The organism is Streptomyces sp. NPDC049813 (assembly GCF_044465085.1).
Classification (GTDB): domain Bacteria; phylum Actinomycetota; class Actinomycetes; order Streptomycetales; family Streptomycetaceae; genus Streptomyces.
Genome location: NZ_JBITLI010000026.1, coordinates 13,369 through 38,721, shown reverse-complemented (window position 1 = coordinate 38,721; position 25,353 = coordinate 13,369). Strand labels below are relative to the sequence as shown.

Here is a 25,353-nt window from a genome sequence, read left to right as displayed (position 1 = left end):
GGCCGACGACGTACCACCGGTAATACTTGTCGGTAACAACCCCTAGCCGGGGCCCGCCACCCGCCCTTACGGTGCACGCATGCCGTCGCCGAACCTGCCCGATGTCGTGCTCTGGTCGATACCCGCCTTCGTGCTGCTCACGATCGTCGAGATCGTGAGCGTGCGCCTCCATCCCGACGAGGACGCCGCCGGATACGAGACCAAGGACGCGGCGACCAGCATCACCATGGGCCTGGGCAGCCTGGTCTTCGACTTCCTGTGGAAGATCCCCGTCGTCGCGCTCTACACGGCGATCTACGAACTGACGCCGCTGCGCGTGCCCGTCCTGTGGTGGACGGTCCCGCTGATGCTGCTCGCGCAGGACTTCTTCTACTACTGGTCCCACCGCGGGCACCACGTCATCCGCATCCTGTGGGCCTGCCACGTCGTGCACCACTCCAGCCGCAGGTTCAACCTGTCGACCGCGCTGCGCCAGCCCTGGACGAGCGTCACCTCCTGGCCGTTCTACCTGCCGCTCATCGCCCTCGGCGTGCACCCGGCGGCGCTCGCGTTCTGCTCCTCGGCCAACCTCGTCTACCAGTTCTGGATCCACACCGAACGCATCGGCACCTTGGGGCGCCCCTTCGAGTACGTCTTCAACACGCCCTCCCACCACCGCGTCCACCACGCCTCCCAAGGCGGCTACCTGGACCGCAACTTCGGCGGCATCCTCATCGTCTGGGACCGCCTCTTCGGCTCGTGGGTCGGCGAGGAGGAGCGGCCGGTGTACGGGCTGACCAAGAACATCGACACGTACAACCCGCTGCGCGTCGCCACCCACGAGTACGCGGCGATCGCCCGGGACCTGAGGGCGGCGACCGGCTGGCGCGAGCGGGCCGGGCGCCTCTTCCGCGGGCCCGGCTGGCAGCCCGCGCCGGCGCTCGTGCCCGAGCACCCGCCGCAGAAGGTCACCGAGGGCGCCGCGTGACCCTGCCGCGGGCCCTGCGCGCCACGTTCCTCGTCGTCTGCGCCGTCGACCTCGGCGCGCTGCTCGCCGGAGCCGACACCGCGCACACCGTCGCCAAACCGCTGCTCATGCCCCTGCTCGCGGCGTACGTCGCCGCGCGCGGCGGGCCCCGGCTGCTGTGCGCCGCGCTGCTGTGCGGCTGGGGCGGCGACGTCCTGCTCCTGTTCGACCAGGACGCCGCGTTCCTCGCCGGGATGGCCTGCTTCGCCGCCGGACACGGCTGCTACCTGGTCCTCTTCCGGCGGCACGGGACGCCCCGCGCGCGGGGCGCCCTGTTGGCCGTCGCCTACTGCGTCGCCCTGGCCGCGACCCTCGCGTTCCTGTGGCCGGGCCTGCCGGGGGAGATGCGCGGGCCCGTCGCCGGCTACAGCGTGCTGCTCACCGCCATGGCGTACGGCGCCTGCCGGGTCGGGCCCGTCGCGGGGACCGGCGGCGCGCTGTTCCTGCTGTCCGACACGCTCATCGCCGCCGGGATCGCCGACCGGCCGCAGCCGCCGTGCCCCGGCTTCTGGGTCATGGCCACCTACATGGCGGCGCAGTACCTGCTGGCCAGGGGGGTGCTCGGCGAGCGGGCCGCGCCGGAGGCGGCGTACCGTGAAAGGAGTGCCGCGATCCGGCACACACCTCTTTGACCTGCACAAAAGGAACCACCTCATGCGCGCCACCACCATCCACGCCCCGTACGACATGCGGGTGGAGGACGTCCCCGATCCCGTCGTCGTGCTGCCCACCGACGCCGTCGTCCGCGTCCTGCGGGCCTGCATCTGCGGCAGCGACCTGTGGGCCTACCGCGGCGAGGCGGCGCGGGAGCCGGGCCAGCGCATCGGCCACGAGTTCCTCGGCATCGTCGAGGAGACGGGCACCGAGGTGTCCGGCGTGCGCCGCGGCGACCTGGTGGTCGCGCCCTTCATGTGGTCGGACGGCGTCTGCGACTACTGCCGCGAGGGCCTGACCACCTCCTGTGAGCACGGCGGCTTCTGGGGCGCGGTCGGCTACGACGGCGGCCAGGGCGAGGCCGTCCGCGTCCCGTACGCCGACGGCACCCTGGTCACGCTGCCCGCGGCGGCCGCCTCCGACGACCGCCTGCTCGCCGCCCTGCTCACCCTCTCCGACGTGATGGGCACCGGCCACCACGCGGCCCTCGGCGCGGGCGTCCGCGAGGGGGCCACGGTCGCCGTCGTCGGGGACGGCGCGGTCGGGCTGTGCGGCGTCCTCGCGGCCAGGCGGCTCGGCGCCGCCCGGATCATCGCGCTCGGGCGGCACGCGGCCCGCACCGACATCGCGCGCCGCTTCGGCGCCACGGACGTCGTCGCCGAGCGCGGCGAGGCGGCCGTCGCGGCGGTCCGCGAACTGACCGGCGGCCAGGGCGCGCACAGCGTGATCGAGGCCGTCGGCACCGAGCAGTCCATGCGGACGGCCGTGGACATCGCCCGCGACGGCGGCGCCATCGGCTTCGTCGGCGTCCCGCACGGCAGCGGCACCGGCCTCGACCTCGGCGTCATGTTCAACCGGAACATCGCGCTGCGCGGCGGCGTCGCCCCCGTGCGCAGCTACATCCCGGAGCTGCTGCCCGACGTCCTCGACGGCACGATCGACCCCTCGCCCGTCTTCGACCTGACCGTCGGCGTCGAAGCCGTGCCCGAGGGCTACAAGGCGATGGACGAGCGCACCGCCCTGAAGGTCATGGTCACGAACTAGGACGGACGCGGGAGCCGCGCCGGGAGGCTGGACGGCCAGCCCCTCAGCCGCGCCGCAGCCACACCGGCTCGTCCGTGCCCCACCGGCTCGGCGACCGCGCCCAGTCCGCGGGGCCGCCCGTGAAGGACACCGGGGTCCGCGCATGGCGCAGCCGGCCCACCGCGCTGTCGGTCTCCGCCAGCCAGGGAGCGGGATCCGGCGCCGCCCCGGCCGCGCCCGGCGCGGGGTCGTCCCGCCCGGCCAGCAGCCACTGCGCGGTCTGCGCGAGCGCGTACCGCAGGACGTACGAACCGCCGTGCCCGGCCCGGTCGGTGAGGCACCGCAGCACCCCGGCCGCGATCAGGTACCCGGTGCCGTGGTCGAGCGCCTGCGCGGGCAGGGCGCCCGGCTCGCCCTGCGCACCCTCGACGGCGGCGATGCCGGTCGCCACCTGGACGAGGCTGTCGAAGCCGCGCCGCCCGGCCCACGGCCCGTACGCGCCCCACGCCGACAGGGACGCCACGACGAGCCCGGGGCGCCGGTCGACCAGCTCACGGGCGCCGAGCCCGAACCGGTCGAGCGCGCCCGGCCGGTACCCCGTGACCACCACGTCGGCGCCGGCCAGCAGCTCCTCGAAGGTCCGCCGGTCCGCCGCCGCGCGCAGGTCGAGCCGGGCCGAGCGCTTGCCGAACCCGGTGTCGGCGTGCGTGTCCGCGTCCTCCGGGAGCTGCGGCGCGTCCACCCGCAGCACGTCCGCGCCGACCAGGCCGAGGGTCCGGGTGGCGACCGGTCCCGCGAGGACCCGGGTGAGGTCCAGGACGCGCGGGGCCCCGCCCCGGGCGGTGCGGGGCGCGGCGCCGTCCACCCGCTCCCGCGTCAGCAACGGCCGTGCGGCCACCGCGGCGCCCTGCGGATGCGCCGCCCACTGCCCGGGCGTCCGCAGCGCGACGGCCAGGCCCCCGGCCGCGTACACCGCCTCCTCGACCTCGTGGGCCGCCCGGCCGGTGAGCAGCCGCGCCACGTCCTCCACCGACGCGTCCGCGCCGACGCCCAGCGCGGCGCGGAGCCGCTGCCGGTGGTGCGGGTAGTTGGCGTGCGTGCGCACCATGCCGTCGGCGGTCCGCCAGAACCGCGACAGGGGCGCGAAGTTGACGGGCGGGCGCCCGTCGATGCGCAGGTGCCGCTCGCTGTGGAAGGCGGTCGCGAGCGCTCCGTCGTCGACCTGCACGTCGGGGACGGGCCGCCCCGCGCGCGTGGCGGTGTGTTCCGCCGCCGCGAGGGCGCACGCGCCCACGCAGGCGCGGGCAAGGCCGATCACCGGCAGCCGGGCGGGCAGTGAGCCCGCGCGCGGCCGGTGGGTGATGTGGGACAACAGTGCGGGATCGCCACTGAGCGCGTCCCAGACCGCGGCGGTACCTGGTGCGTGTGTCATGAATGCACTATGCCGGACGGCTCCGCACGACAGAGCGGGGAGGAGCCGCAAGGCCCCTCCCCGCATGTGCCCTTCCGCGTCCGCTACTTGGTCACGGCGTCCAGCGCGTCCGCCGTGCCCGCTCCGTAGAAGCTGTTCTTGTGCGCGCTGCCCACGCACACCGCGTCGACCGTCCCGTCACCGTTGTAGTCGTACGGGTCGGTGCACGGCGTCGCGTCGGCCTCCTTGTAGAGGAGCGCCTTCACCTGCGCCGCCGACGCCTTGGGATGCGTCGACTTGATGAGGGCGGCGACCCCCGCGACGTGCGGCGACGCCATCGACGTACCCGCCTTGTAGCCGTACTTCCCGCCCGGCAGGGTCGAGAGGATCAGGCCGTTGTCCGCCGGGGGAGCGGGCGGCTGGTAGGCGGTGCTGTCGCCGCCGGGCGCCGCGATGTCGACGACGCCCTTGCCCCAGTTCGAGTACGACGCCTTGATGCCCTTGGCGCCGGTCGCCGAGACGGTGACCACGCCGGGCAGCTGCGACGGGATGTCGAGGCAGTCCTTGGTGCGCACCGTGCGCGGCACCGGCGTCGTGTCGTCCGGCGAGGAGTCGTCGACGATCTCGTCCTGCGCGAGGTCGGTCGAGGCGTTGCCGGCCGCCGCGACGTTCACCGCGCCCTTGCGCTCCGCGTACTGCGAGGCCCGGCCGACCGCCGTGACGAGCGCCTTCTGGTCGGCGTCCGTCGTGCAGTTGAACAGCCACGGGTCGGTGTAGTAGCTGGAGTTGGTGACGTCGACGCCGTGGTCGGCGGCCCACACGAAGCCGCAGACGACGGCCTCCGTGTAGTACATGCCGGTCGCGGGCTCCGCCACCTTCAGGCTCGCCACCTTCACGCCGGGCGCGACCCCGGTGACGCCGACGCCGTTCTTCGCGGCGGCGATGGTGCCCGCGACGTGCATGCCGTGGTCGGACTCGCCGGCCACCGGCCGCCACGCGTCGCCCTTCTGCACCGGCACGCCGCCCAGGCAGCTTGCCGACGCCTTCCGGTCGAAGTTCGGCGCGATGTCCGGGTGGGTGTCGTCGACGCCCGAGTCGAGCACCCCGACCGTCACCCGGGAGCTGCCCAGCGACTTCTCGTGGGCCCGGTCCGCCTTCATGGCGGGCAGGTCCCACTGCAGGGGCTCCAGCGGATCCTGCGCCGCCGTCGCCCGCCCGGCCGCCCGCGCGGCCTCCGCGGCGGTCAGCACCCGCTCCGTGGCGAGGTCGTCGCTGGACTGCGCGGCCAGCGGCGCGGTCCGCGTGGCACCGGCCGACTGCACGCCCTTGACGGTGCGGATCGTCCGCGCGAACGCCGGGTTCTTCGAGTGGGCGACGAGGACGCCGATCCTGTCGTAGGCGATGACGACGCTGCCGCCCGCCCTGCCGACGGCCCGCTCGGCGCGGACCGCGTTCGCGTGGCCCGGCCGGACGTTGACGACGTAGCTCAGTTCGGGGCCGTCGGCCGTCACGGACGCCTGCGCCGCGCCGGCGTCCGGCACGACCGCGAACGCGCACGCCATGGCCAGCCCCGCGGGGAGCGCGAGGGTGCGCAGGAGACGCCGGCCCATGCGCGGCGCCGTCACTTCTTCACCGCCTTGAGCGCGTCGACGATGCCGTAGCCGTAGAAGCCGTTGCGCTGCTTGCCGCCCTCGCAGGTCGCGTCGGTGACCCCGTCGCCGTCACCGTCGTAGGAGGCCGGGCAGACCTCCTCGTCGGCCTGGGCCTTCATCAGCGCCTGGAGCTGCGCGGGGGACGCCTTGGGGTGCGTCGACTTCAGCAGCGCGGCGACCCCGGCCGCGTGCGGCGACGCCATCGACGTGCCCTGGAGCCAGCCGTACTCGCCGCCGGGCAGCGTGGACAGGATGCGGCCGTTCTTCGAGGGGGTGTCCGCCGGGATCTGGTATTTGTCACCGCCGGGCGCGGCGATGTCGATGACGCCGTTGCCGTAACTGGAGTAGTACGCCTTGGACTTGGTCACGCCGGTCGCGCTGACCGTGACGACACCGGGCAGCTGCGTCGGGATGTCGAAGCAGGTGTGCGGGTCGATCGTGCGGCTGACCGGCGTCGAGTCGTCCGGGCTGGTGTCGTCCAGGATCGCGTCGGCGTCCAGGTCGTGGTTGGAGTTGCCGGCGGACGCCAGGTTCAGGGTCCCCTTCGCCTGCGCGTACAGCTGCGCCCGGTTCACCGCGTCGACGATGGCCCGCTGGTCGGGGTCGTCCATGCAGTTGTAGAGCCACGGGTCCACGTAGTAGCTGTTGTTGGTGACCTCGATGCCGTGGTCGGCGGCGAAGACGAAGGCGCACACGACGCTCTCCGGGTAGAACAGCTCGCTGACCGGGTCGGCCACCTTGATGCCCGCGACCTTCACGCCGGGCGCCACGCCCGCGACGCCGACCCCGTTGCGCGCGGCGGCGATCTCACCGGCGACATGGGTGCCGTGGTAGTGGTCCGGGTTCGCGGGCCGCCAGGCGCCCGGCGAGGTGTCCGCCTTGCCGCCGACGCAACTCGCCGACTGGGAGGCGGAGAAGTTCGCCGTCAGGTCGGGGTGGGTGTCGTCGACGCCGGTGTCGATGACACCGACCGTGACCTTCCGGCTGCCCGGGTTGATCTTCGCGGCCTTGTCCGCGCCCATCGCCCGCAGGTCCCACTGGTCGGCCTCCAGCGGCTCCTGGGCCGTGGCCGCCTGCGCGGCGGCGGCCCTGGCGTCGGCGCGGGAGAGCTTCTGCACGGCGCCCTCTTCGGTGGTGCCGGCGAGGCTGAGCGGGGCCGTGCGGGTCGCGCCCGCGGAGGCCACGCCCCGCGCCTTGCGTATCTGCTTGCCGAAGTCGGCGTTCGAGGAGTGGACGACGAAGACGCCGATCTTCCGGTACGTCTCGACTATGGAGCCGCCGGCCGCGGTTATCGCCTTGCCCACGGAGGCGAGCGTGCGGCCGTCGGTGCCGCGCGTGTTCACCACGTACGCGAGCGACGCCGCGGCATCGGTCGAACCGGCCGTCGCCGCCGGGGAGTCGGCGGGCACGGCGGCCGCGGACGGCAGGAAGCCGAACGACGCCGTCAGTGCCATGCCGATCGGCAGCGCGAGGGCGAGGCGTCGGCGTCTGGCGGGCAGATGAGCCATGGGGTCTCCACATCATCCGGGGCGTACTCGATGAACACGGAAAGCCCGAACACATGTGGTGGTCGGGCAGGTACATGACGCGTGTTGCGGTGCGAAGGTATCCCGGTCGACGCAGGTCAGCAACGAATTCCGAAAGAAAGCAGCGGAGTTGAACCGGCGCGCCCGCACCTCCGTGCCGTGAGACAGGGAGCCCTGGCCGAAACCCGACCCTGTTGGATCACGCCGGGGAGCCCTACCATCGCGACCCGGCTGACGTGACCCGCGTCACGTGAGAACCATTCGTCCCCGACAGCACCCGCACCGCAAGGAGACTCCGTGGCCACCGACGCACCACCACCCCAGAAAGGCAGCCCCGGCACGTCCGGCGTGGCCCTGCCCTCCACCGAGGAGTTCGTCGCGGCGCAGGAGAGCGCGGACTTCGGTGAACTGCGCAAGGCCCACCGCTCGTTCGCCTTCCCGCTGACCATCGCCTTCATCGCCTGGTACCTGGTGTACGTCCTGCTCTCCAACTACGCGGGCGACTTCATGGGCACCAAGCTCTTCGGCAACATCAACGTCGCCCTGGTGTTCGGCCTCGCCCAGTTCCTCACCACGTTCCTCATCGCCTGGTGGTACGCGCGCTACAGCGCCGCGAAGCTCGACCCGAAGGCCGAAGCCATCAAGTCCCGGATGGAGGGCGGCGCATGAGCCCCGCACCGCACCTGCTCGCCGCCGCAGAGGCCAGCGAGCACCGTCCGCTGATCATCACCCTCTTCGCGGTCTTCGTCGCCGCGACCCTCGTCATCACCGTCTGGGCCGGCCGCCAGACCAAGAGCGCCGCCGACTTCTACGCGGGCGGACGGCAGTTCACCGCCTTCCAGAACGGCCTCGCCGTCTCCGGCGACTACATGTCCGCCGCGTCCTTCCTCGGCATCGCCGGCGCCATCGCCCTCTTCGGCTACGACGGCTTCCTGTACTCCATCGGCTTCCTGGTCGCCTGGCTGGTGGCGCTCCTCCTGGTCGCCGAACCGCTGCGCAACTCCGGCCGCTACACGATGGGCGACGTCCTCGCCTACCGGATGCGCCAGCGCCCGGTCCGCACCGCCGCCGGCACCTCCACGATCGTCGTCTCGATCTTCTACCTGCTCGCGCAGATGGCGGGCGCGGGCGTCCTCGTCTCCCTGCTGCTCGGCATCACCTCGGACGCGGGCAAGATCGGCATCGTCGCCCTCGTCGGCGTCCTGATGATCGTGTACGTCACCATCGGCGGCATGAAGGGCACCACCTGGGTGCAGATGGTCAAGGCCGTGCTCCTGATCGCGGGCACGATCCTGCTCACCTTCCTGGTGCTGCTGAAGTTCGACTTCAACGTCTCGGACCTGCTGGGCACCGCCGCCGAGAACAGCGGCAAGGGCTCCCCGTTCCTGGAGCCGGGCCTCAAGTACGGCGCCACGGCCACCTCGAAGATCGACTTCCTCTCGCTCGGCATCGCCCTCGTGCTCGGCACCGCGGGCCTGCCGCACATCCTGATCCGCTTCTACACGGTGCCGACCGCCAAGGCCGCCCGGAAGTCGGTCAACTGGGCCATCGGCATCATCGGCGCCTTCTACCTGATGACGATCGCGCTCGGCTTCGGCGCCGCCGCCCTCATCAAGCCCGCCGAGATCATCGCCTCGAACCCGGCAGGCAACACGGCCGCCCCGCTGCTCGCCCTCCATCTGGGCGGCGTCGACTCCAACTGGGGCGCGATCCTGCTGGCGTCCATCTCCGCCGTCGCCTTCGCCACGATCCTCGCGGTGGTCGCGGGCCTCACCCTCGCCTCGTCCTCCTCGTTCGCGCACGACATCTACGCGAACGTGATCAAGAAGGGCGGCGCGAGCGAGAAGCAGGAGATGCGGGCCGCCCGCTGGGCCACCGTCTTCATCGGCATCGTCTCGATCGCCCTCGGCGCGCTCGCCCGGGACCTGAACGTGGCGGGCCTGGTCGCCCTCGCGTTCGCCGTCGCCGCCTCCGCGAACCTGCCGACGATCCTGTACAGCCTCTTCTGGAAGCGGTTCAACACCAACGGCGCGCTCTGGTCGATCTACGGCGGCCTGTTCACCGCCGTCTTCCTCGTCCTGTTCTCGCCCGTCGTCTCCGGCAACGCCAAGACGTCCATGTTCAAGGGCGTCGACTTCCACTGGTTCCCGCTGGAGAACCCGGGCATCATCTCGATCCCGGTCGGCTTCCTCCTCGGCGTCCTCGGCACCTACCTGGCCAAGGAGAAGGCCGACAAGGGCAAGTACGCCGAGCTGGAGGTCCGCTCCCTCACCGGCACCGGCGCGCACTGAACCGCGTCCGCGCAGGCCACGCCCCCGTCGTAGCTCTCTACGACGGGGGCGCGGCACGCTCGTGGGATCACAGGCCTGCCTCTGTCGGACCCGTCACGTAGGCTCGGACGGTACAAGGCAGAACACGTCACCGGGAGGGGGCCCCCGTGCTCATCGACACCTATGGCCGAGTCGCCACCGACCTGCGGGTCTCACTGACCGACCGGTGCAATCTGCGGTGCACGTACTGCATGCCCGAAGAGGGCCTCCAGTGGCTGGCCAAGCCGGACCTGCTCACGGACGACGAGATCGTCCGCCTCGTCCGCATCGCCGTCACGCACCTGGGCATCACCGAGGTCCGCTTCACCGGCGGCGAGCCGCTGCTGCGCCCCGGTCTCGTCGGCATCGTCGAGCGGGTCGCCGCCCTGGAGCCCCGCCCCCAGATGTCCCTGACGACGAACGGCATCGGGCTCAAGCGCACCGCGGCCGCCCTGAAGCAGGCGGGCCTGGACCGGGTGAACGTGTCGCTGGACACGCTGCGCCCCGACGTCTTCAAGACCCTGACCCGCCGCGACCGCCACAAGGACGTCATCGACGGTCTGGCCGCCGCGCACGACGCGGGCCTCACCCCCGTGAAGATCAACTCGGTCCTGATGCCGGGGCTGAACGAGGACGAGGCTCCCGAGCTGCTCGCCTGGGCGGTCGAGCACAGCTACGAGCTGCGCTTCATCGAGCAGATGCCGCTCGACGCCCAGCACGGCTGGAAGCGGGACGGCATGATCACCGCCGGTGACATCCTCGCCTCGCTGCGCACCCGCTTCGAGCTCACCGCCGAGGGCTCCGACGAGCGGGGCTCCGCCCCGGCCGAGCGCTGGGTCGTCGACGGCGGCCCGCACCGCGTCGGCGTCATCGCCTCGGTGACCCGCCCTTTCTGCTCGGCCTGCGACCGCACCCGGCTCACCGCCGACGGCCAGGTCCGCACCTGCCTGTTCGCGACGGAGGAGACGGACCTGCGCGCCGCGCTGCGGACGGAGGGCCCGGAGGGCAGCGACGAGAACATCGCGCGGATCTGGAAGCTCGCCATGTGGGGCAAGAAGGCGGGCTCGGGCCTGGACGACCCCACGTTCCTCCAGCCCGACCGCCCCATGTCGGCGATCGGCGGCTGAGACCCGGCCGGCCGAGACCCGCCCGGCCAGGAACCGGCGGGCTGAGACCCGGCCCGGCGCCGCGCGCGGTTCACTCCTCGGCGGGCGCCCACTCCGCCAGGGGCACGACGTCCTTCAGGAAGCCGCGCACGCCGAGGAACTGGGCGAGGTGCTCCCGGTGCTCCTCGCACGCCAGCCACGTCTTGCGCCGCTCGGGCGTGTGCAGCTTCGGGTTGTTCCACGCGAGCACCCACACCGCGTCGGCACGGCAGCCCTTGGCCGAGCACTGAGGGGTCGTGGGGTCCGACGACGACGGGCCGGACGGTCCGGAAAGGTTCGCGAGGTTCACGCGTTCACCCTAGACGCCCCGCCCGGAGCCCCGGAAATGGCGACGCCGAGCAGCCACGGGGGGAGCTGCCCGGCGTCGGTCCGTCGCTCCGACGGGGGATGCGGAGCGCGTACGCAGTATGTCACGCGGGACCCGCTGACCGGCACTGGAACTACATGATTGATCTGAGCTTTTCTTGAGCTTCGCCCCGGACCGCCTGGACCTGCCGGACGCACCGGGCGACGGTGTTCAGCCGCGCTCCTCCGGGCCGGGCTCCGCCACCCCGCCGGCCACGGTCGGCGCGATCATGGGCCGCGTCGGCGCCGGCACGAAGGTCGAGGGCAGCGCCGGCGCGTTCTCCCGGCCACCGTTGGCGAAGACCACGGCGACGTAGGGGAGCAGGGCTCCGAGCACCAGCGTCACGATGGCGACCGGCCGCTGCACGTCCCACAGGACCGCCGTGAGGATCACCGAGAGGGTGCGGACCGACATCGAGATGACGTACTTGCGCTGCCGTGCGCGGACATCGTCCGCGAGCCCCTGCCGGGCCCCGGTGATCTGAAAAACCTGTGCGGCGCCCTTGCCGCTGCGCTTGCGCATCACATTCCACCACCCGACCATTCGCCGGACTCTCCCCGGACCGGATCCCCACCACGGTACGCCCGGGGTGCGCAGGCTACGAGACCGGGGCAGGCCGGACCACTCGGGCGGTCCCCGGCATAGCGCGTACGGCGCCGCCCGACATGCGGCGTACGCGTCGCGGACAGAGACTGATCGCACGGTGCGCGTCCGCGCACTCTCACGCCGCATGAGGAGGCGACGGCATGAGCTGGTTGTGGGCAATCATCGTGGGTCTCGTGCTCGGTCTGATCGCGAAGGCGATCCTGCCGGGCAAGCAGCAGATCCCGCTGTGGCTGACGGTGATCTTCGGAATCCTCGGCAGCGTCCTGGGCAACTGGGCGGCCACGGGCCTCGGCGTCAACGACACCAAGGGCATCGACTGGATCCGGCACCTGCTGCAGCTGATCGGCGCCGTGGTGGTGGTCGGCGTCGGCGACATGGCCTGGGCGGCGCTGCGCGGCAACAAGCGCAGGGCCTAGCCGCCCGCATATGAAGAGGGGCCGGTCTCCCGGCGACGCCACCGCGGCGTCGCCGGGAGACCGGCCCCTTTCGCGCGTCAGGCCTTGACCTCGACTCAGGCCTTGACCTCGACTCAGGCCTTGACCTCGACCGCGGCCAGGTTCTTCTTGCCGCGGCGCAGCACCAGCCAGCGGCCGTGCAGCAGCTGGTCGGCGCCCGGGACGAAGTCCTCGGCGGCGACCTTGACGTTGTTCACGTACGCGCCGCCCTCCTTCACCGTCCGGCGCGCCGCCGACTTGCTCGCGACCAGGCCGACCTCGGCGAACAGGTCGACGACCGGGCCCACCTCGGTGACCTCGGCCTTCGGCAGCTCGGAGAGCGCCGCGGTCAGCGTCGCCTCGTCCAGGTCCGCCAGGTTCCCGTCGCCCTGGCCGAAGAGCGCCTTCGACGCGGAGATGACGGCCGCGGTCTGGCCGGCGCCGTGCACCAGCGTCGTCAGCTCCTCGGCGAGCGCCCGCTGCGCGGCCCGGGCCTGCGGCCGCTCCTGCGTCTGCTGCTCAAGGTCCGCCAGCTCCTCCCGCGACCGGAACGACAGGATGCGCAGGTACGTCGAGACGTCCCGGTCGTCCACGTTCAGCCAGAACTGGTAGAAGGCGTACGGCGTCGTCATCTGCGGGTCGAGCCAGATGGCGCCGCCCTCGGTCTTGCCGAACTTGGTGCCGTCCGCCTTCACCATCAGCGGCGTCGCGATGCAGTGCGCCGAGGCCTGCGGCTCCAGGCGGTGGATCAGGTCCAGGCCCGCCGTGAGGTTGCCCCACTGGTCGGAGCCGCCGAGCTGCAGCGTGCAGTCGTGGCGCCGGTACAGCTCCAGGAAGTCCATGCCCTGGAGCAGCTGGTAGCTGAACTCGGTGTAGCTGATGCCCTCCTGCGACTCCAGGCGCCGGGCGACCGAGTCCTTGGTGAGCATCTTGTTGACGCGGAAGTGCTTGCCGATGTCGCGCAGGAACTCGATGGCCGACATGCCGGCCGTCCAGTCCAGGTTGTTCACCATGACCGCCGCGTTCTCCCCCTCGAAGGAGAGGAACGGCTCGATCTGCGAACGCAGCCGGGACACCCAGTTCGCGACCGTCTCCGGATCGTTCAGCGTGCGCTCCGCCGTCGGGCGCGGGTCGCCGATCTGGCCCGTCGCGCCGCCGACCAGGGCCAGCGGGCGCAGCCCCGCCTGCTGGAGGCGGCGCATGGTCAGCACCTGCACCAGGTGCCCGACGTGCAGCGACGCCGCCGTCGGGTCGAACCCGATATAGAACGTGACGGGACCGTCCGCGAGAGCCTTGCGCAATGCGTCCTCGTCAGTGGACTGGGCGAACAGCCCGCGCCACTTCAGCTCGTCGACGATGTCCGTCACGGTTCTGTGTCTCCTCGGAAGTGCTGATGGGTACCGCCCAGTCTAGGGGCGGCAAGGACGGGGTCAGACGCCCTGGCTGACGGAGCTCATGTTGAAGTCCGGCACCCGCAGCGCGGGCATCGCGGCTCTGGTGAACCAGTCGCCCCACTCCCTGGGCAGCGTCTTCTCCGTGCGTCCGGCCTCCGTGGCGCGCTGGAGCAGGTCGACCGGCGACTCGTTGAACCGGAAGTTGTTCACCTCGCCGACCACCTCGCCGTCCTCGACGAGATAGACGCCGTCCCGGGTCAGCCCGGTCAGCAGCAGCGTCGCCGGATCGACCTCGCGGATGTACCAGAGGCAGGTCAGCAGCAGCCCGCGCCCGGTGGCGGCGACCATCTCCTCCAGCGACCTGCCCGAGCCGCCGTCCAGGACGAGGTTGTCGATGGCCGGCGCCACCGGCAGCCCGGTCAGGGCGGCGCTGTGCCGGGTCGTCGACAACTGCGCCAGCTCGCCCCGGGAGATCCACTCCGTGGGGGCCAGCGGCAGCCCGTTGTCGAAGACGGACGCGTCGTCGCCCGAGGCGTGCGCCAGCACGAACGGCGCCGCTTCGAGGCCGGGCTCGTGCGGGTCGCTGCGCAGCGTCAGCGGCAGCCCGCTCAGCCGCTCGCCCACCCGGGTGCCGCCGCCCGGGTTCGAGAACACGGTCCTGCCCTCCGCCGCGTCCCGCGCCCCCGCGGACCACAGCAGATAGATCAGCAGGTCCGCGACGGCCGTCGGCGGCAGCAGCGTCTCGTAGCGGCCCGCGGGCAGGTCGACACGGCGCTCCGCCCAGCCGAGCCGGGTCGCGAGCTCCGCGTCGAGCTCCGTCGGGTCGACGTCCCCGAAGTCCCGCGTGGACCGGCCCGCCCACGCCGAACGGCTGCGGTCCGGCGACTTCGCGTTCAGCTCCAGCGTCCCGTTCGGCTGGTCGTGGCGGAGCCGCACCCCCGTCGACGTACCGAGGTAGCTGGACGTCAGCTCGTGGTGGGCGAAGCCGTACAGCTCACGGCCGCCGGAGCGGGCCCGCGCGAAGGCCTCGCCGAGGGCGGGCGCGAACCGGGTGAAGACCGCCGAGGAGGTCTCGGCGGGCGCCTCCGTGAAGTCGGGGGAGTGCGGTACGCCCGTCACGAGCGGCTGGGCGTCCTCGGCGGGCCCGGCCTTCGCGGCGGCCTCCTCCGCGGCCCGCACCAGCGGTTCCAGGTCGGCGGCGGTGACGGCGGAGCGGGAGACGACGCCCGTGGCCGTGCCCTCCTTGCCGTCGACGGTCGCGACGACGGTCAGGGTCCGCCCGCGCGTGACCCCGTTCGTGGTCAGCGCGTTGCCCGCCCAGCGCAGATTGGCGCTGGACGTCTCGTCGGCGATGACGACGCAGCCGTCGGCCCGGGACAGCTCGAGAGCGCGCTCGACGATCTCGTACGGCTTGCTGCTGCGGCCGCTCATCGGCCCGCCTCCTGCGTCGTGTTGAGGATGGTGACGCCCTTGAAGAGGGCCGAGGGGCAGCCGTGCGAGACGGCCGCGACCTGGCCCGGCTGGGCCTTGCCGCAGTTGAAGGCGCCGCCCAGGACGTACGTCTGCGGGCCGCCGACCGCCGCCATCGAGCCCCAGAAGTCGGTCGTCGTCGCCTGGTAGGCGAAGTCCCGCACCTGCCCGGCGAGCCGCCCGCCCCGGATCTCGTAGGCGCGCTGGGCGGTGAACTGGAAGTTGTAGCGCTGCATGTCGATGGACCACGACCGGTCGCCGACGAGGTAGAGCCCGCGGTCGACGCCGGCGATCAGATCCCCGGTCGACAGGCCGCCCGGATCGGGCTGGAGCGAGACGTTCGCCATCCGCTGCACCGGGACGTGGCCGGGGGAGTCGGCGTAGGCGCACCCGTTGGACCGCTCGAAGCCGGTCAGCCGGGCCATGCGCCGGTCGAGCTGGTACCCGGCGAGCGTCCCGTCCCTGACCAGGTCCCAGGACTGTCCGGCCACGCCCTCGTCGTCGTAGCCGATGGTGGCGAGCCCGTGCTCGGCGGTGCGGTCACCCGTCACGTTCATGATCTCGGAGCCGTACTTGAGCGTGCCGAGCTGGTCGAAGGTGGCGAAGGACGTGCCCGCGTACGCCGCCTCGTAGCCGAGCGCGCGGTCCAGCTCGGTGGCGTGCCCGATCGACTCGTGGATGGTCAGCCACAGGTTCGAGGGGTCGACGACCAGGTCGTAGGCGCCCGCGCGCACGCTCGGCGCGCGCATCTTCTCGGCGAGCAGCTCGGGGAGCCCGGCCAGCTCCTCGTCCCAGTCCCAGCCGGTGCCCGTCAGGTACTCCCAGCCGCGGCCGGCCGGGGGCGCCAGCGTGCGCATCGAGTCGAACTCGCCGCTCGCGGCGTCCACGGCGACCGCGGTCAGCTGCGGGTGGAGCCGGACGCGCTGCTGCGTCGTCACGGTCCCCGCGGTGTCCGCGTAGAACTTGTTCTCGTGCACGCAGAGCAACGAGGCGTCCACGTGGGAGACCCCGTCGGCGGCCAGCAGCCGCGCGCTCCAGTCGGCGAGCAGCCCGGCCCGCTCCTCCTCGGGCACCGTGAAGGGGTCGATCCCGTAGGACGAGACCCAGGTCCGGTCGGCGTGCACCGGCTCGTCCGCCAGCTCCACGCGCTCGTCGGAGCCGGCGGCCCTGATCACCTGGGCGCTCAGCTTGGCCATCGCCACGGCCTGGGAGGCGACCTTCGCCGCCGCGTCCATCGTCAGATCGACGCCCGACGCGAAGCCCCACGTCCCGCCGTGCACCACCCGCACCGCGTACCCGAGGTCCGTGGTGTCGGACGCACCCGCGGGCCGGGCGTCCCGCAGCCGCACCGCGCCGCTGCGCACGCGCTCCAGGCGGAAGTCGGCGTGCTCGGCGCCGAGCGCGCGGGCCCGGGCGAGAGCCGCGTCGGCGAGGGCCCGCAGGGGCAGCGCCGTGAAGGCCTCATCGATCGTATGAGCCACGAATGTCTCCCTGTCGTCACGTCGTCGCCCGATCATGTCGCGCGCCGGTGCCGCCGGGCCAGACCTTTCTGTAGGGACTCGACAGTGAGTCGTGTACGTCACTGTCGGTGGTCGATTCTTCGTACCTCGGGTCGTACCGATAGGTTTTCGAAGAACCACCACCGCAATCGAAAGGGTGATCCGTTGAGCCGCTCGGTTCTCGTCACCGGAGGTAACCGGGGCATCGGCCTCGCCATCGCCCGCGTCTTCGCGGAGGCCGGCGACAAGGTCGCGATCACGTACCGCTCGGGTGATCCGGCGGAGCTCGAGAAGCAGGGCTTCCTGGCCGTCAAGTGCGACATCACCGACACGGAGCAGGTGGAGCAGGCCTACAAGGAGATCGAGGAGAAGCACGGCCCCGTCGAGGTCCTGATCGCCAACGCCGGCGTCACCAGGGACCAGCTCCTCATGCGCATGTCCGAGGAGGACTTCACGTCCGTCCTCGACACCAACCTCACCGGCACCTTCCGGGTCGTCAAGCGGGCCAACCGCGGCATGCTGCGCGCCCGCAAGGGCCGCGTCGTGCTGATCTCCTCGGTCGTCGGCCTGCTCGGTTCGGCCGGGCAGGCGAACTACGCCGCCTCCAAGGCGGGCCTGGTCGGGTTCGCGCGCTCCCTCGCCCGCGAGCTGGGATCGCGCAACATCACCTTCAACGTCGTCGCCCCCGGTTTTGTCGACACCGACATGACCCAGGCGCTCACCGACGAGCAGCGCACCGCCATCGTGGCGCAGGTGCCGCTCGGCCGGTACGCGCAGGTCGAGGAGATCGCCTCCGCGGTCCGCTTCCTCGCCTCCGACGACGCGTCGTACATCACTGGTGCCGTCATTCCCGTTGACGGCGGACTGGGAATGGGTCACTGAGCACGATGACGAACACCACTGGAATCCTCGCCGGCAAGAAGATCCTCATCACCGGCGTGCTGATGGAGTCCTCCATCGCCTTCCACGCCGCGAAGCTGGCCCAGGAGCAGGGCGCGGAGATCATCCTCACCGCGTGGCCGCGGCCGACGCTCACCGAGCGCATCGCCAAGAAGCTGCCCCAGCCCGACAAGGTCAAGGTGCTGGAGCTCGACGTCTCGAACGAGGAGCACCTCGCCCGCCTGGAGGGCCAGGTCCGCGAGCACCTGGGCGACCGGCTCGACGGCATCGTGCACTCCATCGGCTTCGCGCCGCAGGACGCGCTCGGCGGCAACTTCCTGAACACGCCGTTCGAGTCCGTCGCCACCGCGATGAACGTCTCCGCCTTCTCCCTGAAGTCGCTGACGATGGCGCTGCTGCCGCTGATGAGCGAGGGCGGGTCGGTCGTCGGCCTCACCTTCGACGCGCAGTTCGCCTGGCCGCAGTACGACTGGATGGGCCCCACCAAGGCCGCCCTTGAGGCCACCAGCCGCTACATGGCGCGCGACCTCGGCAAGCAGAACATCCGCTGCAACCTCGTCTCGGCCGGCCCGCTCGGCTCGATGGCAGCCAAGTCGATCCCCGGCTTCAGCGAACTCGCCGCGGTGTGGGACAGCCGCTCCCCGCTGGAGTGGAAGCTGGAGGACCCGGAGCCCGCGGGCCGCGGCATCGTCGCCCTGCTCTCCGACTGGTTCCCGAAGACCACGGGCGAGATCGTCCACGTGGACGGCGGCCTGCACGCGATCGGCGCCTGACACCGCACGTCCCCCGTTCGGCCCACCGGCCGGGCGGGGCCACGGGACCTCCCCGCACCCTGGGTGCGAGGAGGTCCTTCCGTGCTCTCGTCCCACCGCCGGACCGCACCCGCTCTCGCCGCCCTCGCCCTGCTGCTCGCCCTGCCGTGCGACGCGGCCTCCGACACCGCCGGGGACCACGCCCACGCCCCTGCCCACGCGCGCGAGAAGAAGCGCGAACTCTTCGGCTCCGCCTGCCGCGTCCTCGTGGACGGCACGCGGGCGAGCGCCGCCTGCACCAACCCGTACCCCGCCGTCGACCGGATCGCCCTGCACATCGAGTGCGACCCCTGGTGGGACATCGACACCGACACCGCCCCGGCCGAGGTCGGCCCGGCCGGGACCGTGCGCCTGGCCGGGCGCTGCTGGAAGACCGTGCGGACCGCCTGGGTCAGCCACCAGAAGGTGCGCTGAGCCGCCCGGGACGGCACAGGAACGGATAGGACGCCGCCTCGGCGGCGGCCGCCTCCGCGTCGCCCACCCGGATCGCGTCGACGAGGCGCGTGTGGTCCATGTGGTTCTCCGCGGTCAGCCGCTCGCCCACGTCCTCGCGCAGCCAGTCCCGCAGCACCTCGCCCAGGTCCGCGTACATCGCCGTCATCACGTCGTTGTGGGACGCGGCCACCACCGCCATGTGGAAGGTGGCGTCCGCCGTCACGAACGCCTCCGCGTCGCCCGCCTCCCACGCCTCCTCCCGCCGTACGTGCAGGGCGTCGAGCTGCTTCAGGTCGCGCTCGGTGCGCCGCTCGGCGGCGAGCCTGGCCGCGCTCGACTCCAGCGTGGCGCGCAGCTCGGCGATGTGCCGGGGGTCGGCGTCGGCGAACCGCCGCTGCATCACCCCGGCCAGCTCGCTGGTCGCCACGACGTACGTGCCCGAGCCCTGCCGGATGTCCAGCAGCCCGTTGTGCGCGAGGGCGCGCACCGCCTCACGCACCGTGTTGCGGGCGACGCCGAGCTGCTCGACCAGCTCCGGCTCGGTGGGGATGCGGGAGCCCACCGGCCACTCCCCGGAGGAGATCTGGCCCCGCAGCGCGGAGATGACCTGCTCGGACAGGGCCGAGCGCCCAGGAGGGGTCAGTGGCATCGGCGTTCCTTCGTCCTGGCTCGTACGTGACGCGAATCAATTGGACAACCAATCATCCCATGATTCTAAGATAGGTCCCATGGCTAGCGAGGAAACACCGACCCCGACGATGGCACCGCCGACCGCCGCGACCCCGACACCCGCCGCACGCCCCGAGAAGGGCGCGGGCCCCGGCGTGTGGGCCGTGCGCCTGGTGACCGTCGGCATCGTCCTCGCCGCCCTGAACCTGCGCCCGGCGATCACCAGCCTCGGCGCCCTCCTCGAAGAGGTCCGCGACGGCCTCGGCATGAGCGGCACCGTCGCCGGACTGCTCACCTCCGTGCCGCCGCTGTGCTTCGCGGTCTTCGGCGTCATGGCGCCGCGGCTCGCCCGGCGCTTCGGCGCGAGCGCCGTCGTCTGCGCCGGCATGGTGGCGATCGCCGCGGGCCTGATCATCCGCCCGTACACCGGCAACGCCGTCGGCTTCCTCGTCGCCAGCGCCCTCGCGCTCATGGGCATCGCCGTCAGCAACGTGCTGATGCCGGTCATCGTCAAGCGCTGGTTCCCCGACCGCGTCGGCTCCATGACCGGCCTGTACTCGATGGCGCTCGCCCTCGGCACCTCGCTCGCCGCCGCCGCGACCGTCCCCCTGACCGACGCGCTCGGCGGGAACTGGCAGACCGGGCTCGTCGCCTGGGCCGTCCTCGGCGTCGCCGCCGTCCTGCCCTGGGCGCCGCTCGTCCGCCACAAGGACGGGCCCGCCGCCGCACCGGCCCGGACCGCCGACGCCGCCGCCGATGACGGCCTGCGCATCACCCGCAGCCGCACCGCCTGGGCGCTCGCCGTCTTCTTCGGCCTCCAGGCCACCGCCGCCTACATCACGATGGGGTGGATGGCGCAGATCTTCCGCGACTCGGGCGTCTCCGCGTCGACCGCCGGGGTGCTGCTCGCCGTCGTCATGGCGATGGGCGTCCCGCTCGCCTTCGTCATCCCCCGCGTCGCCGCCCGCCTGACCCACCAGGGGCCGATCGTCGTCACCCTCGGTGTGTGCGGCCTCGCCGGGTACGCGGGCCTGTACTTCGCGCCCTCCTCCGGCGCCTGGGCCTGGGCGGTCCTGCTCGGCATCTCCAACTGCGCCTTCCCGCTGGCCCTGACGATGGTCGGGATGCGCGCCCGCACCGGCGCGGGCGTCGCCAAGCTGTCCGCGTTCGCCCAGTCCACCGGCTACCTGATCTCGATCCCCGGACCGCTGCTCGTCGGCGTCCTGTACCAGCACAGCGGCGGCTGGGGCGCGCCGATCGCGCTGATGGCCGCGCTGATGGTGCCGCAGATCGTGGTGGGCTGCGTCGCCGGCCGCAACCGCACCGTCGAGGACGAGGCCGCCGCCCCGGCGTCCTGACCCGCCGGTCCGGGTGCGACACTTGCCGCATGTCGCCTGTGCTCGAACCGAACCCCCAGAACGGCCAGAAGAAGCTGCTGCTCGTGCTCGGCACGATGCTGGCCGTCACCGTGATCGTGGCCGTCATCGCGACGATCGCCTCGCCCTGACCCGGCCGCCCGCGCGGGGGTGGGGTTAACTCCACCTCCCCCTAGGGGGACAGTGTCAGGGTGAAGTGGGTGGATCACCGGATGGGCCGCGGCCCGCCCGCTCCGTACCTTCGTAGTGTCGCCGAGCGGATCGGCGGACCGGACGACACGCGACAGGCGACGGACCACGGAGGACGCCATGCCGGACCCCACGCACTCCCCGACCCACCCGGCGGCCGCGGGCCGCGTCGACATCCGGCTCCCCTGGTGGGCCCTGGTCCTGCCCGCCGTCGCCTTCGTGGCGCTCCTGCTGCTCATCCTCAACCCGGCCGACGCCCAGGCCGCGGCGGGCGATCCGACCCTCGCCCACCTCGTGGAGCGGCTGAAGGACCTGCTCGTGCCGTAGGCCCCGGCCGTACCCGCCGGTACCGTGGCCCGGCCCGTCCCGCGGCTCCGGGCGAGCCCGCCAACTCCCTGCGCCTCGCCGCCGCATTCATGCGAAGCTGGGGTGTATGAGCGTCGCAGAACCCCGCAGGATCGTCCTCTTCCGGCATGCCAAGGCGGACTGGCCGCAGGTCTCCGATCACGAGCGTCCGCTCGCCGAGCGCGGGCGCATGGACGCCCCCGTCGCGGGCCGCAAGCTCGCCGACTCCGGCATCTCCCTCGACCTGGCCCTCTGCTCGACGGCCGTGCGCACCCGTGAGACGTGGAAGCTGGCCGTCTCCGAACTGCCGGAGCGCCCCAGGACCGTCTACGAGGACCGCGTCTACGAGGCGTCCCCCGGCGAACTGATCGCCGTCCTGAACGAGACGCAGGACGACGTCCGCAACGCCGTCCTGATCGGCCACAACCCCGGCATCCAGGGGCTCGCCGAGGTGCTGCGGGGGGAGGCCGAGCCGGAGGCCGCCGAGCGGATGAGCCGGGCCGGGTTCCCGACCGCGGCCTTCGCCGTCCTGACCTTCACCGGCTCCTGGAAGTCCCTGGAGCCCGGCACCGCCAGGCTGACCGACTACTGGTCGCCGAACGACTGAGGACGACGGCTCCACGTGCAGGGGCCCGGCACCGGGAATGGTGCCGGGCCCCTCCACGTGGCCGGGAAGCGGCTCAGCCCTCCTGGGCGTCCGCCGCCTCGACCTCTTCGCGGGTGATGCCGAGCAGGTAGAGGACCGTGTCCAGGAACGGCACGTTCACCGCGGTGTGCGCCGCCTCGCGGACCACCGGCTTGGCGTTGAAGGCGACACCGAGCCCGGCCGCGTTCAGCATGTCCAGGTCGTTGGCGCCGTCGCCGATCGCCACCGTCTGCGCCAGCGGCACCCCCGCCTCCGCGGCGAACCGGCGCAGCAGCCGCGCCTTGCCCGCCCGGTCCACGATCTCCCCGGTGACCCTGCCGGTCAGCTTGCCGTCGACGATCTCCAGGGTGTTGGCCTGCGCGAAGTCCAGCCCGAGCCGCTCCCGCAGATCGTCCGTGACCTGCGTGAAGCCGCCCGAGACGACGCCCACCTGGTAGCCGAGCCGCTTGAGCGTACGGATCAGGGTGCGGGCGCCCGGCGTCAGCCGCACCTCGCTGCGCACCTTGTCCACGACCGACGCGTCGAGCCCGGCGAGCAGCGCCACGCGCGCGTGCAGCGACTGCTCGAAGTCCAGCTCGCCGCGCATCGCCGCCTCAGTCACCCCGGCGACCTCGGCCTCGCAGCCCGCGTGCGCCGCGAACAGCTCGATCACCTCGTCCTGGATGAGCGTGGAGTCGACGTCCATGACGACGAGCCGCTGCGCGCGCCGGTGCAGGCCCGCCGACACGACGGCCATGTCCACGCCCAGCTTGGCCGCCTCGGTGGCGAGCGTGGTGCGCAGGTCCTCCGGATCGGTGCCGGAGACCGCGAACTCCACTGCGGTGACGGGGTACTTGGCGAGCCGGAAGATACGGTCGATGTTGCCGCCGGTCCGGGTGATCGCGGCGGCGATGGCGGCGGTCGACTCGGCGGTGAGCGGGTGGCCGAGCACGGTCGCCAGCGAACGGCCCACGCCGCGCGGCCGGTTGTCGCCGATGCCCGAGATGATCTCGGCCTGCATCCGCAGGGACTCCGCCCAGCTGTGGACGGTGGCCCGCAGATCGCCCTCCAGACCGGCCGGGGGCTCGGTCACCAGGGCGCACAGGACGATACGGCCGCGGGTGACGACCTGCTCGATGTCGACGACGTCGACGGAGTAGGCGGCGAGGGTGTCGAAGAGTCCGGCGGTGATCCCGGGACTGTCCTTGCCGAAGATCTTGACCAGCAGGGTCGGGACGTCAGCCGGCACGGGCAGGTGTCCGTCGACGTTCGGGGCATCAGCGAGGGGCTGGGGCTGCGGAGCGCTCATGATGCCCCTACGTTATCGGGCCTGTGTACGGATGCGCGGGGGCGGTCCGCGTACCGGACAGCACGGCACGGCCCGGCCCCCGGCGCGGCTCCGCTCAGCGCTCGTCGCGGTCCTCGCGGCGCCGCCGACCGCCTCCTCCGGGGCCCGCCGGCGGTGGCGGAGGCGGCGGTGGAGCGGGCGGGGCGGGCCACCCGCCGTTGCCCCCGGGCCGCCGCGGCCCGGCCACGGTCGGTTCCCCGGCGCGCCCCGGGTCCGGGGCGCGCCGGGGCGGCGCCGCCTGACGCCGGGTCTCCTGCTCGTGGGGCGGCCGGTCCTGCTCGGCCGGGTCGTCCGCCCCGGGAGGGCTGGGCCAGGTGACGCGGGGCGGGGACGCGCCGGGGCCGGACCCGGACCCGGGCCCGGACCGCACCCCCCTTCCCTCCACTCCGTACGGCCGCAGATAAGGATTCGTGTCCGCGTTCGACGGCCGGTAGGGGCGGCTCGGGCGGTACGGTCCGGGCGCTTCGGAGGGCGGGGCCTGCCCGGAAGGGGCCTGTGCGGCCGGGGCCTGTCCGGAAGGGGCTTGTCCGGCCGGGGCCTGTGCGCCCGGGGCCGATGCGGCCGGGGTCTCGCCCCGGGCCCGTTCCGCGGCGACGGCCGGCGGCGCGGCCCGCCGCCCCGCCGCCCCGCTCGCGCACGCCAGGAGCGCCCCGGCCGCCCCGGCCCCCGCGCCCCACGCGGCCCCCAGGAGCAGCGCCGTCCCCTGCTGCCCGTGCAGCTCGATCCCGGCGTCGAACGCGTCGAAGCCGAGCACCGACAGGGACGCGTCGGCCGACACGTCCGTCAGCCACACCAGGAGCGGCAGCGCGAGCGCCGTCAGCACACCGAGCCGCACCGCGCACCGCGCGGCGAACCCCGCCGCGCCCTGCCCCCGCGCCCGGGGCGTCCGCACCGCCGTCAGTACCCCGGCGAACACCGTCATCAGTGCCATGGCGACCGCCAACAGCCAGACCCGGCCGTCGAGTTCGGCGAGCCGCCCGAGCGTCACCGAGCGGTCGGAGGAGACGCCGAGGAGATCGTCGAGCGGGTCCGGGAGCAACCGCACGAACTCGCCCGCGGCCCGGCCGTCCCAGGGCACGAAGAGGCCGAGCGGCACCCCGAGCCACGCCCCGTTCGGCGCGCCGAGCAGCGCGGCGCCCGCGATCCGCTTCGGGTGGTCGTCGCCGGTCATCGCGTACGCCGCGGCGGCGAGCCCGGCCAGGACCGTCACCAGCAGCACCGTCGCGAGCGCCGACGCGGCGGGCCGCACCAGCCGGTGGACGGGCGCGAGGGCGCGCGGCAGGGGAGTGCGGCGCGAGGCGAGCAGCGCGATCAGCAGCACCCCGGCGGCGAACGCCGCGCCACCCAGCAGCGTGGCGCCCGTCCGCACCGTGAACCCGACGGAGGCCTTCGCGTCGGCGAGGTCGCCGAGCCGGTCGGGGAGCAGCTCTCCGACGCCGCCCGGCAGCTGATCCTCGAGGTCTCCGGGGAGGCCGCCGGCGCCCGGTACGTCGTTCAGTCCCAGCTTCGCGCCGTCAATCGTGATGAGGTCGTGACCCACCCAGGCGAGCCCACCCAGCAGCGCCACGAACAGCACCACCACCGCCGCCACGCGGGCCGCGAGCTCACCGGGGGAGACCTCAACTCCCCGCGCCCGCAACGACCGTAGGAAGAACCAGCTCAGCACGAGCGCACCCACCAGGCTCACCCCGAGCGGCGTGACGTCGATCGCGGTGTGCGCCTGCGCCGCGTCGATCCCAAAGGAGGACATGTCGCCGGAGGGCGTCACCCGCCCGCCGGCGCCGACCGCGACCACCGCGGCGGTCATCGGCCCGAGCGAGCCCGCCGTGTCCGCCTCCAGCAGATGGAGGCCGAGCGCCGCGACGCCCGCCATCCCGAGAAAGGCCCAGCTCACCGCCGCGATGGCCGAAAGCAGCACATCGCCCACGGGCATCCGGCCGTGCCGGTTGGTGTCGTGGCCGGTCTCCATCAGGACCCCCCGATCCGTACCGCGTCGCCCCTGATACCCCCTTTGCGCATGATCCGTAGGGAGTTGTGGGCGCTTCCCACTCTCCGGGGCCGTATCGGCCACGTCAACGGCGCGGGCGCCGGGGCCGCCCGGGAGTCTTCACAACCTCCGCCGCAAGGCCCGACTTTCGGTCACAGGGCCGTTCCTGAA

The 25,353-nt window shown here is 72.9% G+C and carries 25 protein-coding genes; 14 read left to right on the top strand and 11 right to left on the bottom strand.

The window, feature by feature from the left end:
* The first annotated feature begins 79 nt into the window (after positions 1–79).
* The 3 genes from ACIBW6_RS34080 to ACIBW6_RS34070 are packed head-to-tail and all read left to right on the top strand — an operon-like array spanning position 80 to position 2,704.
* Complete coding sequence (locus ACIBW6_RS34080) at positions 80–967, top strand: sterol desaturase family protein (protein WP_399066670.1); 888 nt, start codon at positions 80–82, stop codon at positions 965–967.
* Positions 964–1,638, top strand: a complete 675-nt coding sequence (locus ACIBW6_RS34075; protein ID WP_399066669.1) for a lysoplasmalogenase — start codon at positions 964–966, stop codon at positions 1,636–1,638. The genes ACIBW6_RS34080 and ACIBW6_RS34075 overlap by 4 nt, the downstream gene beginning before the upstream one ends.
* A gap of 22 nt (positions 1,639–1,660) precedes the next feature.
* Positions 1,661–2,704 (top strand): zinc-dependent alcohol dehydrogenase family protein, encoded by a 1,044-nt coding sequence (locus tag ACIBW6_RS34070; protein ID WP_399066667.1) that lies wholly within the window; start codon positions 1,661–1,663, stop codon positions 2,702–2,704.
* Positions 2,705–2,747: 43 nt separating this feature from the next.
* Here ACIBW6_RS34070 and ACIBW6_RS34065 read toward each other — a convergent pair whose 3' ends face one another.
* From ACIBW6_RS34065 to ACIBW6_RS34055, 3 genes are all read right to left on the bottom strand, one after another.
* Complete coding sequence (locus ACIBW6_RS34065; RefSeq protein ID WP_399066665.1) at positions 2,748–4,115, bottom strand: CoA transferase; 1,368 nt, start codon at positions 4,113–4,115, stop codon at positions 2,748–2,750.
* A gap of 83 nt (positions 4,116–4,198) precedes the next feature.
* Entirely contained in the window at positions 4,199–5,704 is a 1,506-nt protein-coding gene (locus tag ACIBW6_RS34060) for a S8 family serine peptidase (protein WP_399066663.1), read from the bottom strand.
* Between the two features lie 11 nt (positions 5,705–5,715).
* Entirely contained in the window at positions 5,716–7,254 is a 1,539-nt protein-coding gene (locus ACIBW6_RS34055; protein ID WP_399066661.1) for a S8 family serine peptidase, read from the bottom strand.
* A gap of 315 nt (positions 7,255–7,569) precedes the next feature.
* On the opposite strand from ACIBW6_RS34055, the gene ACIBW6_RS34050 reads away from it, so the two are divergent.
* From ACIBW6_RS34050 to moaA, 3 genes are all read left to right on the top strand, one after another.
* Entirely contained in the window at positions 7,570–7,941 is a 372-nt protein-coding gene (locus ACIBW6_RS34050) for a DUF485 domain-containing protein (RefSeq protein WP_399066659.1), read from the top strand.
* On the top strand, positions 7,938–9,563 hold the full coding sequence (locus tag ACIBW6_RS34045; RefSeq protein ID WP_399066657.1) for a cation acetate symporter: 1,626 nt from the start codon (positions 7,938–7,940) through the stop codon (positions 9,561–9,563). Before ACIBW6_RS34050 ends, ACIBW6_RS34045 begins: the two co-directional genes overlap by 4 nt.
* Before the next feature lie 146 nt (positions 9,564–9,709).
* Positions 9,710–10,708: a GTP 3',8-cyclase MoaA gene (gene moaA, locus ACIBW6_RS34040; protein ID WP_399066655.1), complete on the top strand. Its 999-nt coding sequence runs from the start codon at positions 9,710–9,712 to the stop codon at positions 10,706–10,708.
* A 70-nt stretch (positions 10,709–10,778) separates the two neighbouring features.
* Here the strand turns inward: moaA and ACIBW6_RS34035 are convergent, their stop codons facing one another.
* Together ACIBW6_RS34035 and ACIBW6_RS34030 are read right to left on the bottom strand one after the other, a co-directional pair.
* The gene (locus tag ACIBW6_RS34035) at positions 10,779–11,036 is read right to left on the bottom strand and encodes a hypothetical protein (protein ID WP_399066653.1); all 258 of its coding nucleotides are present in this window, start codon (positions 11,034–11,036) and stop codon (positions 10,779–10,781) included.
* A gap of 228 nt (positions 11,037–11,264) precedes the next feature.
* A complete protein-coding gene (locus ACIBW6_RS34030) occupies positions 11,265–11,615 on the bottom strand; it encodes a DUF3099 domain-containing protein (protein ID WP_399066651.1) in 351 nt (116 codons plus the stop codon).
* 224 nt (positions 11,616–11,839) lie between these two features.
* On the opposite strand from ACIBW6_RS34030, the gene ACIBW6_RS34025 reads away from it, so the two are divergent.
* Positions 11,840–12,115 carry a GlsB/YeaQ/YmgE family stress response membrane protein gene (locus ACIBW6_RS34025; RefSeq protein WP_399066649.1) on the top strand — a complete coding sequence of 92 codons (276 nt, stop codon included), beginning with the start codon at positions 11,840–11,842 and terminating at the stop codon, positions 12,113–12,115.
* A gap of 113 nt (positions 12,116–12,228) precedes the next feature.
* Here the strand turns inward: ACIBW6_RS34025 and tyrS are convergent, their stop codons facing one another.
* From tyrS to ACIBW6_RS34010, 3 genes are all read right to left on the bottom strand, one after another.
* On the bottom strand, positions 12,229–13,500 hold the full coding sequence (gene tyrS, locus ACIBW6_RS34020) for a tyrosine--tRNA ligase (RefSeq protein WP_399066647.1): 1,272 nt from the start codon (positions 13,498–13,500) through the stop codon (positions 12,229–12,231).
* 63 nt (positions 13,501–13,563) lie between these two features.
* Positions 13,564–14,958 (bottom strand): metallopeptidase TldD-related protein, encoded by a 1,395-nt coding sequence (locus ACIBW6_RS34015; RefSeq protein WP_399066645.1) that lies wholly within the window; start codon positions 14,956–14,958, stop codon positions 13,564–13,566.
* On the bottom strand, positions 14,955–16,514 hold the full coding sequence (locus ACIBW6_RS34010; RefSeq protein ID WP_399066643.1) for a TldD/PmbA family protein: 1,560 nt from the start codon (positions 16,512–16,514) through the stop codon (positions 14,955–14,957). The genes ACIBW6_RS34015 and ACIBW6_RS34010 overlap by 4 nt, the downstream gene beginning before the upstream one ends.
* A gap of 147 nt (positions 16,515–16,661) precedes the next feature.
* Here ACIBW6_RS34010 and fabG point away from each other — a divergent pair, with 147 nt between their 5' ends.
* From fabG to ACIBW6_RS33995, 3 genes are all read left to right on the top strand, one after another.
* Positions 16,662–17,378, top strand: coding sequence for a 3-oxoacyl-[acyl-carrier-protein] reductase (fabG, locus tag ACIBW6_RS34005; protein ID WP_399066641.1), 717 nt, complete (start codon positions 16,662–16,664; stop codon positions 17,376–17,378).
* A 5-nt stretch (positions 17,379–17,383) separates the two neighbouring features.
* Positions 17,384–18,169, top strand: a complete 786-nt coding sequence (gene fabI, locus ACIBW6_RS34000; protein ID WP_399066639.1) for an enoyl-ACP reductase FabI — start codon at positions 17,384–17,386, stop codon at positions 18,167–18,169.
* A gap of 81 nt (positions 18,170–18,250) precedes the next feature.
* The gene (locus ACIBW6_RS33995; protein ID WP_399066637.1) at positions 18,251–18,622 is read left to right on the top strand and encodes a hypothetical protein; all 372 of its coding nucleotides are present in this window, start codon (positions 18,251–18,253) and stop codon (positions 18,620–18,622) included.
* Here ACIBW6_RS33995 and ACIBW6_RS33990 read toward each other — a convergent pair.
* Positions 18,600–19,292, bottom strand: a complete 693-nt coding sequence (locus ACIBW6_RS33990) for a FadR/GntR family transcriptional regulator (RefSeq protein ID WP_399066634.1) — start codon at positions 19,290–19,292, stop codon at positions 18,600–18,602. The genes ACIBW6_RS33995 and ACIBW6_RS33990 overlap by 23 nt on opposite strands.
* Before the next feature lie 79 nt (positions 19,293–19,371).
* Here ACIBW6_RS33990 and ACIBW6_RS33985 point away from each other — a divergent pair, with 79 nt between their 5' ends.
* The 4 genes from ACIBW6_RS33985 (at position 19,372) to ACIBW6_RS33970 (ending at position 21,829) form a co-directional block, all read left to right on the top strand.
* Positions 19,372–20,670, top strand: a complete 1,299-nt coding sequence (locus ACIBW6_RS33985) for a CynX/NimT family MFS transporter (protein ID WP_399066632.1) — start codon at positions 19,372–19,374, stop codon at positions 20,668–20,670.
* Positions 20,671–20,699: 29 nt separating this feature from the next.
* Entirely contained in the window at positions 20,700–20,819 is a 120-nt protein-coding gene (locus ACIBW6_RS33980; RefSeq protein ID WP_399066630.1) for an SGM_5486 family transporter-associated protein, read from the top strand.
* A gap of 178 nt (positions 20,820–20,997) precedes the next feature.
* Positions 20,998–21,204: a hypothetical protein gene (locus ACIBW6_RS33975; RefSeq protein WP_399066628.1), complete on the top strand. Its 207-nt coding sequence runs from the start codon at positions 20,998–21,000 to the stop codon at positions 21,202–21,204.
* Between the two features lie 106 nt (positions 21,205–21,310).
* The gene (locus tag ACIBW6_RS33970) at positions 21,311–21,829 is read left to right on the top strand and encodes a SixA phosphatase family protein (RefSeq protein ID WP_399066626.1); all 519 of its coding nucleotides are present in this window, start codon (positions 21,311–21,313) and stop codon (positions 21,827–21,829) included.
* Between the two features lie 73 nt (positions 21,830–21,902).
* Here the strand turns inward: ACIBW6_RS33970 and serB are convergent, their stop codons facing one another.
* Entirely contained in the window at positions 21,903–23,156 is a 1,254-nt protein-coding gene (gene serB / locus ACIBW6_RS33965; RefSeq protein WP_399066624.1) for a phosphoserine phosphatase SerB, read from the bottom strand.
* A 94-nt stretch (positions 23,157–23,250) separates the two neighbouring features.
* Positions 23,251–25,164: a streptophobe family protein gene (locus ACIBW6_RS33960; RefSeq protein ID WP_399066622.1), complete on the bottom strand. Its 1,914-nt coding sequence runs from the start codon at positions 25,162–25,164 to the stop codon at positions 23,251–23,253.
* Positions 25,165–25,353 lie beyond the last annotated feature (189 nt).

Excerpts from the sequence above, each read along its gene's own strand:
- ACIBW6_RS34080 (WP_399066670.1), top strand. The coding sequence starts at position 80 with ATGCCGTCGCCGAACCTGCCCGATGTCGTGCTCTGGTCGATACCCGCC.
- ACIBW6_RS34070 (WP_399066667.1), top strand. The coding sequence starts at position 1,661 with ATGCGCGCCACCACCATCCACGCCCCGTACGACATGCGGGTGGAGGAC.
- ACIBW6_RS34065 (WP_399066665.1), bottom strand. The coding sequence starts at position 4,115 with ATGACACACGCACCAGGTACCGCCGCGGTCTGGGACGCGCTCAGTGGC.
- ACIBW6_RS34060 (WP_399066663.1), bottom strand. The coding sequence starts at position 5,704 with ATGGGCCGGCGTCTCCTGCGCACCCTCGCGCTCCCCGCGGGGCTGGCC.
- ACIBW6_RS34055 (WP_399066661.1), bottom strand. The coding sequence starts at position 7,254 with ATGGCTCATCTGCCCGCCAGACGCCGACGCCTCGCCCTCGCGCTGCCG.
- ACIBW6_RS34045 (WP_399066657.1), top strand. The coding sequence starts at position 7,938 with ATGAGCCCCGCACCGCACCTGCTCGCCGCCGCAGAGGCCAGCGAGCAC.
- ACIBW6_RS34030 (WP_399066651.1), bottom strand. The coding sequence starts at position 11,615 with ATGCGCAAGCGCAGCGGCAAGGGCGCCGCACAGGTTTTTCAGATCACC.
- ACIBW6_RS34025 (WP_399066649.1), top strand. The coding sequence starts at position 11,840 with ATGAGCTGGTTGTGGGCAATCATCGTGGGTCTCGTGCTCGGTCTGATC.
- ACIBW6_RS34015 (WP_399066645.1), bottom strand. The coding sequence starts at position 14,958 with ATGAGCGGCCGCAGCAGCAAGCCGTACGAGATCGTCGAGCGCGCTCTC.
- ACIBW6_RS34010 (WP_399066643.1), bottom strand. The coding sequence starts at position 16,514 with ATGATCGGGCGACGACGTGACGACAGGGAGACATTCGTGGCTCATACG.
- fabI (WP_399066639.1), top strand. The coding sequence starts at position 17,384 with ATGACGAACACCACTGGAATCCTCGCCGGCAAGAAGATCCTCATCACC.
- ACIBW6_RS33990 (WP_399066634.1), bottom strand. The coding sequence starts at position 19,292 with ATGCCACTGACCCCTCCTGGGCGCTCGGCCCTGTCCGAGCAGGTCATC.
- ACIBW6_RS33985 (WP_399066632.1), top strand. The coding sequence starts at position 19,372 with ATGGCTAGCGAGGAAACACCGACCCCGACGATGGCACCGCCGACCGCC.
- ACIBW6_RS33980 (WP_399066630.1), top strand. The coding sequence starts at position 20,700 with ATGTCGCCTGTGCTCGAACCGAACCCCCAGAACGGCCAGAAGAAGCTG.
- ACIBW6_RS33975 (WP_399066628.1), top strand. The coding sequence starts at position 20,998 with ATGCCGGACCCCACGCACTCCCCGACCCACCCGGCGGCCGCGGGCCGC.
- ACIBW6_RS33970 (WP_399066626.1), top strand. The coding sequence starts at position 21,311 with ATGAGCGTCGCAGAACCCCGCAGGATCGTCCTCTTCCGGCATGCCAAG.
- serB (WP_399066624.1), bottom strand. The coding sequence starts at position 23,156 with ATGAGCGCTCCGCAGCCCCAGCCCCTCGCTGATGCCCCGAACGTCGAC.
- ACIBW6_RS33960 (WP_399066622.1), bottom strand. The coding sequence starts at position 25,164 with ATGGAGACCGGCCACGACACCAACCGGCACGGCCGGATGCCCGTGGGC.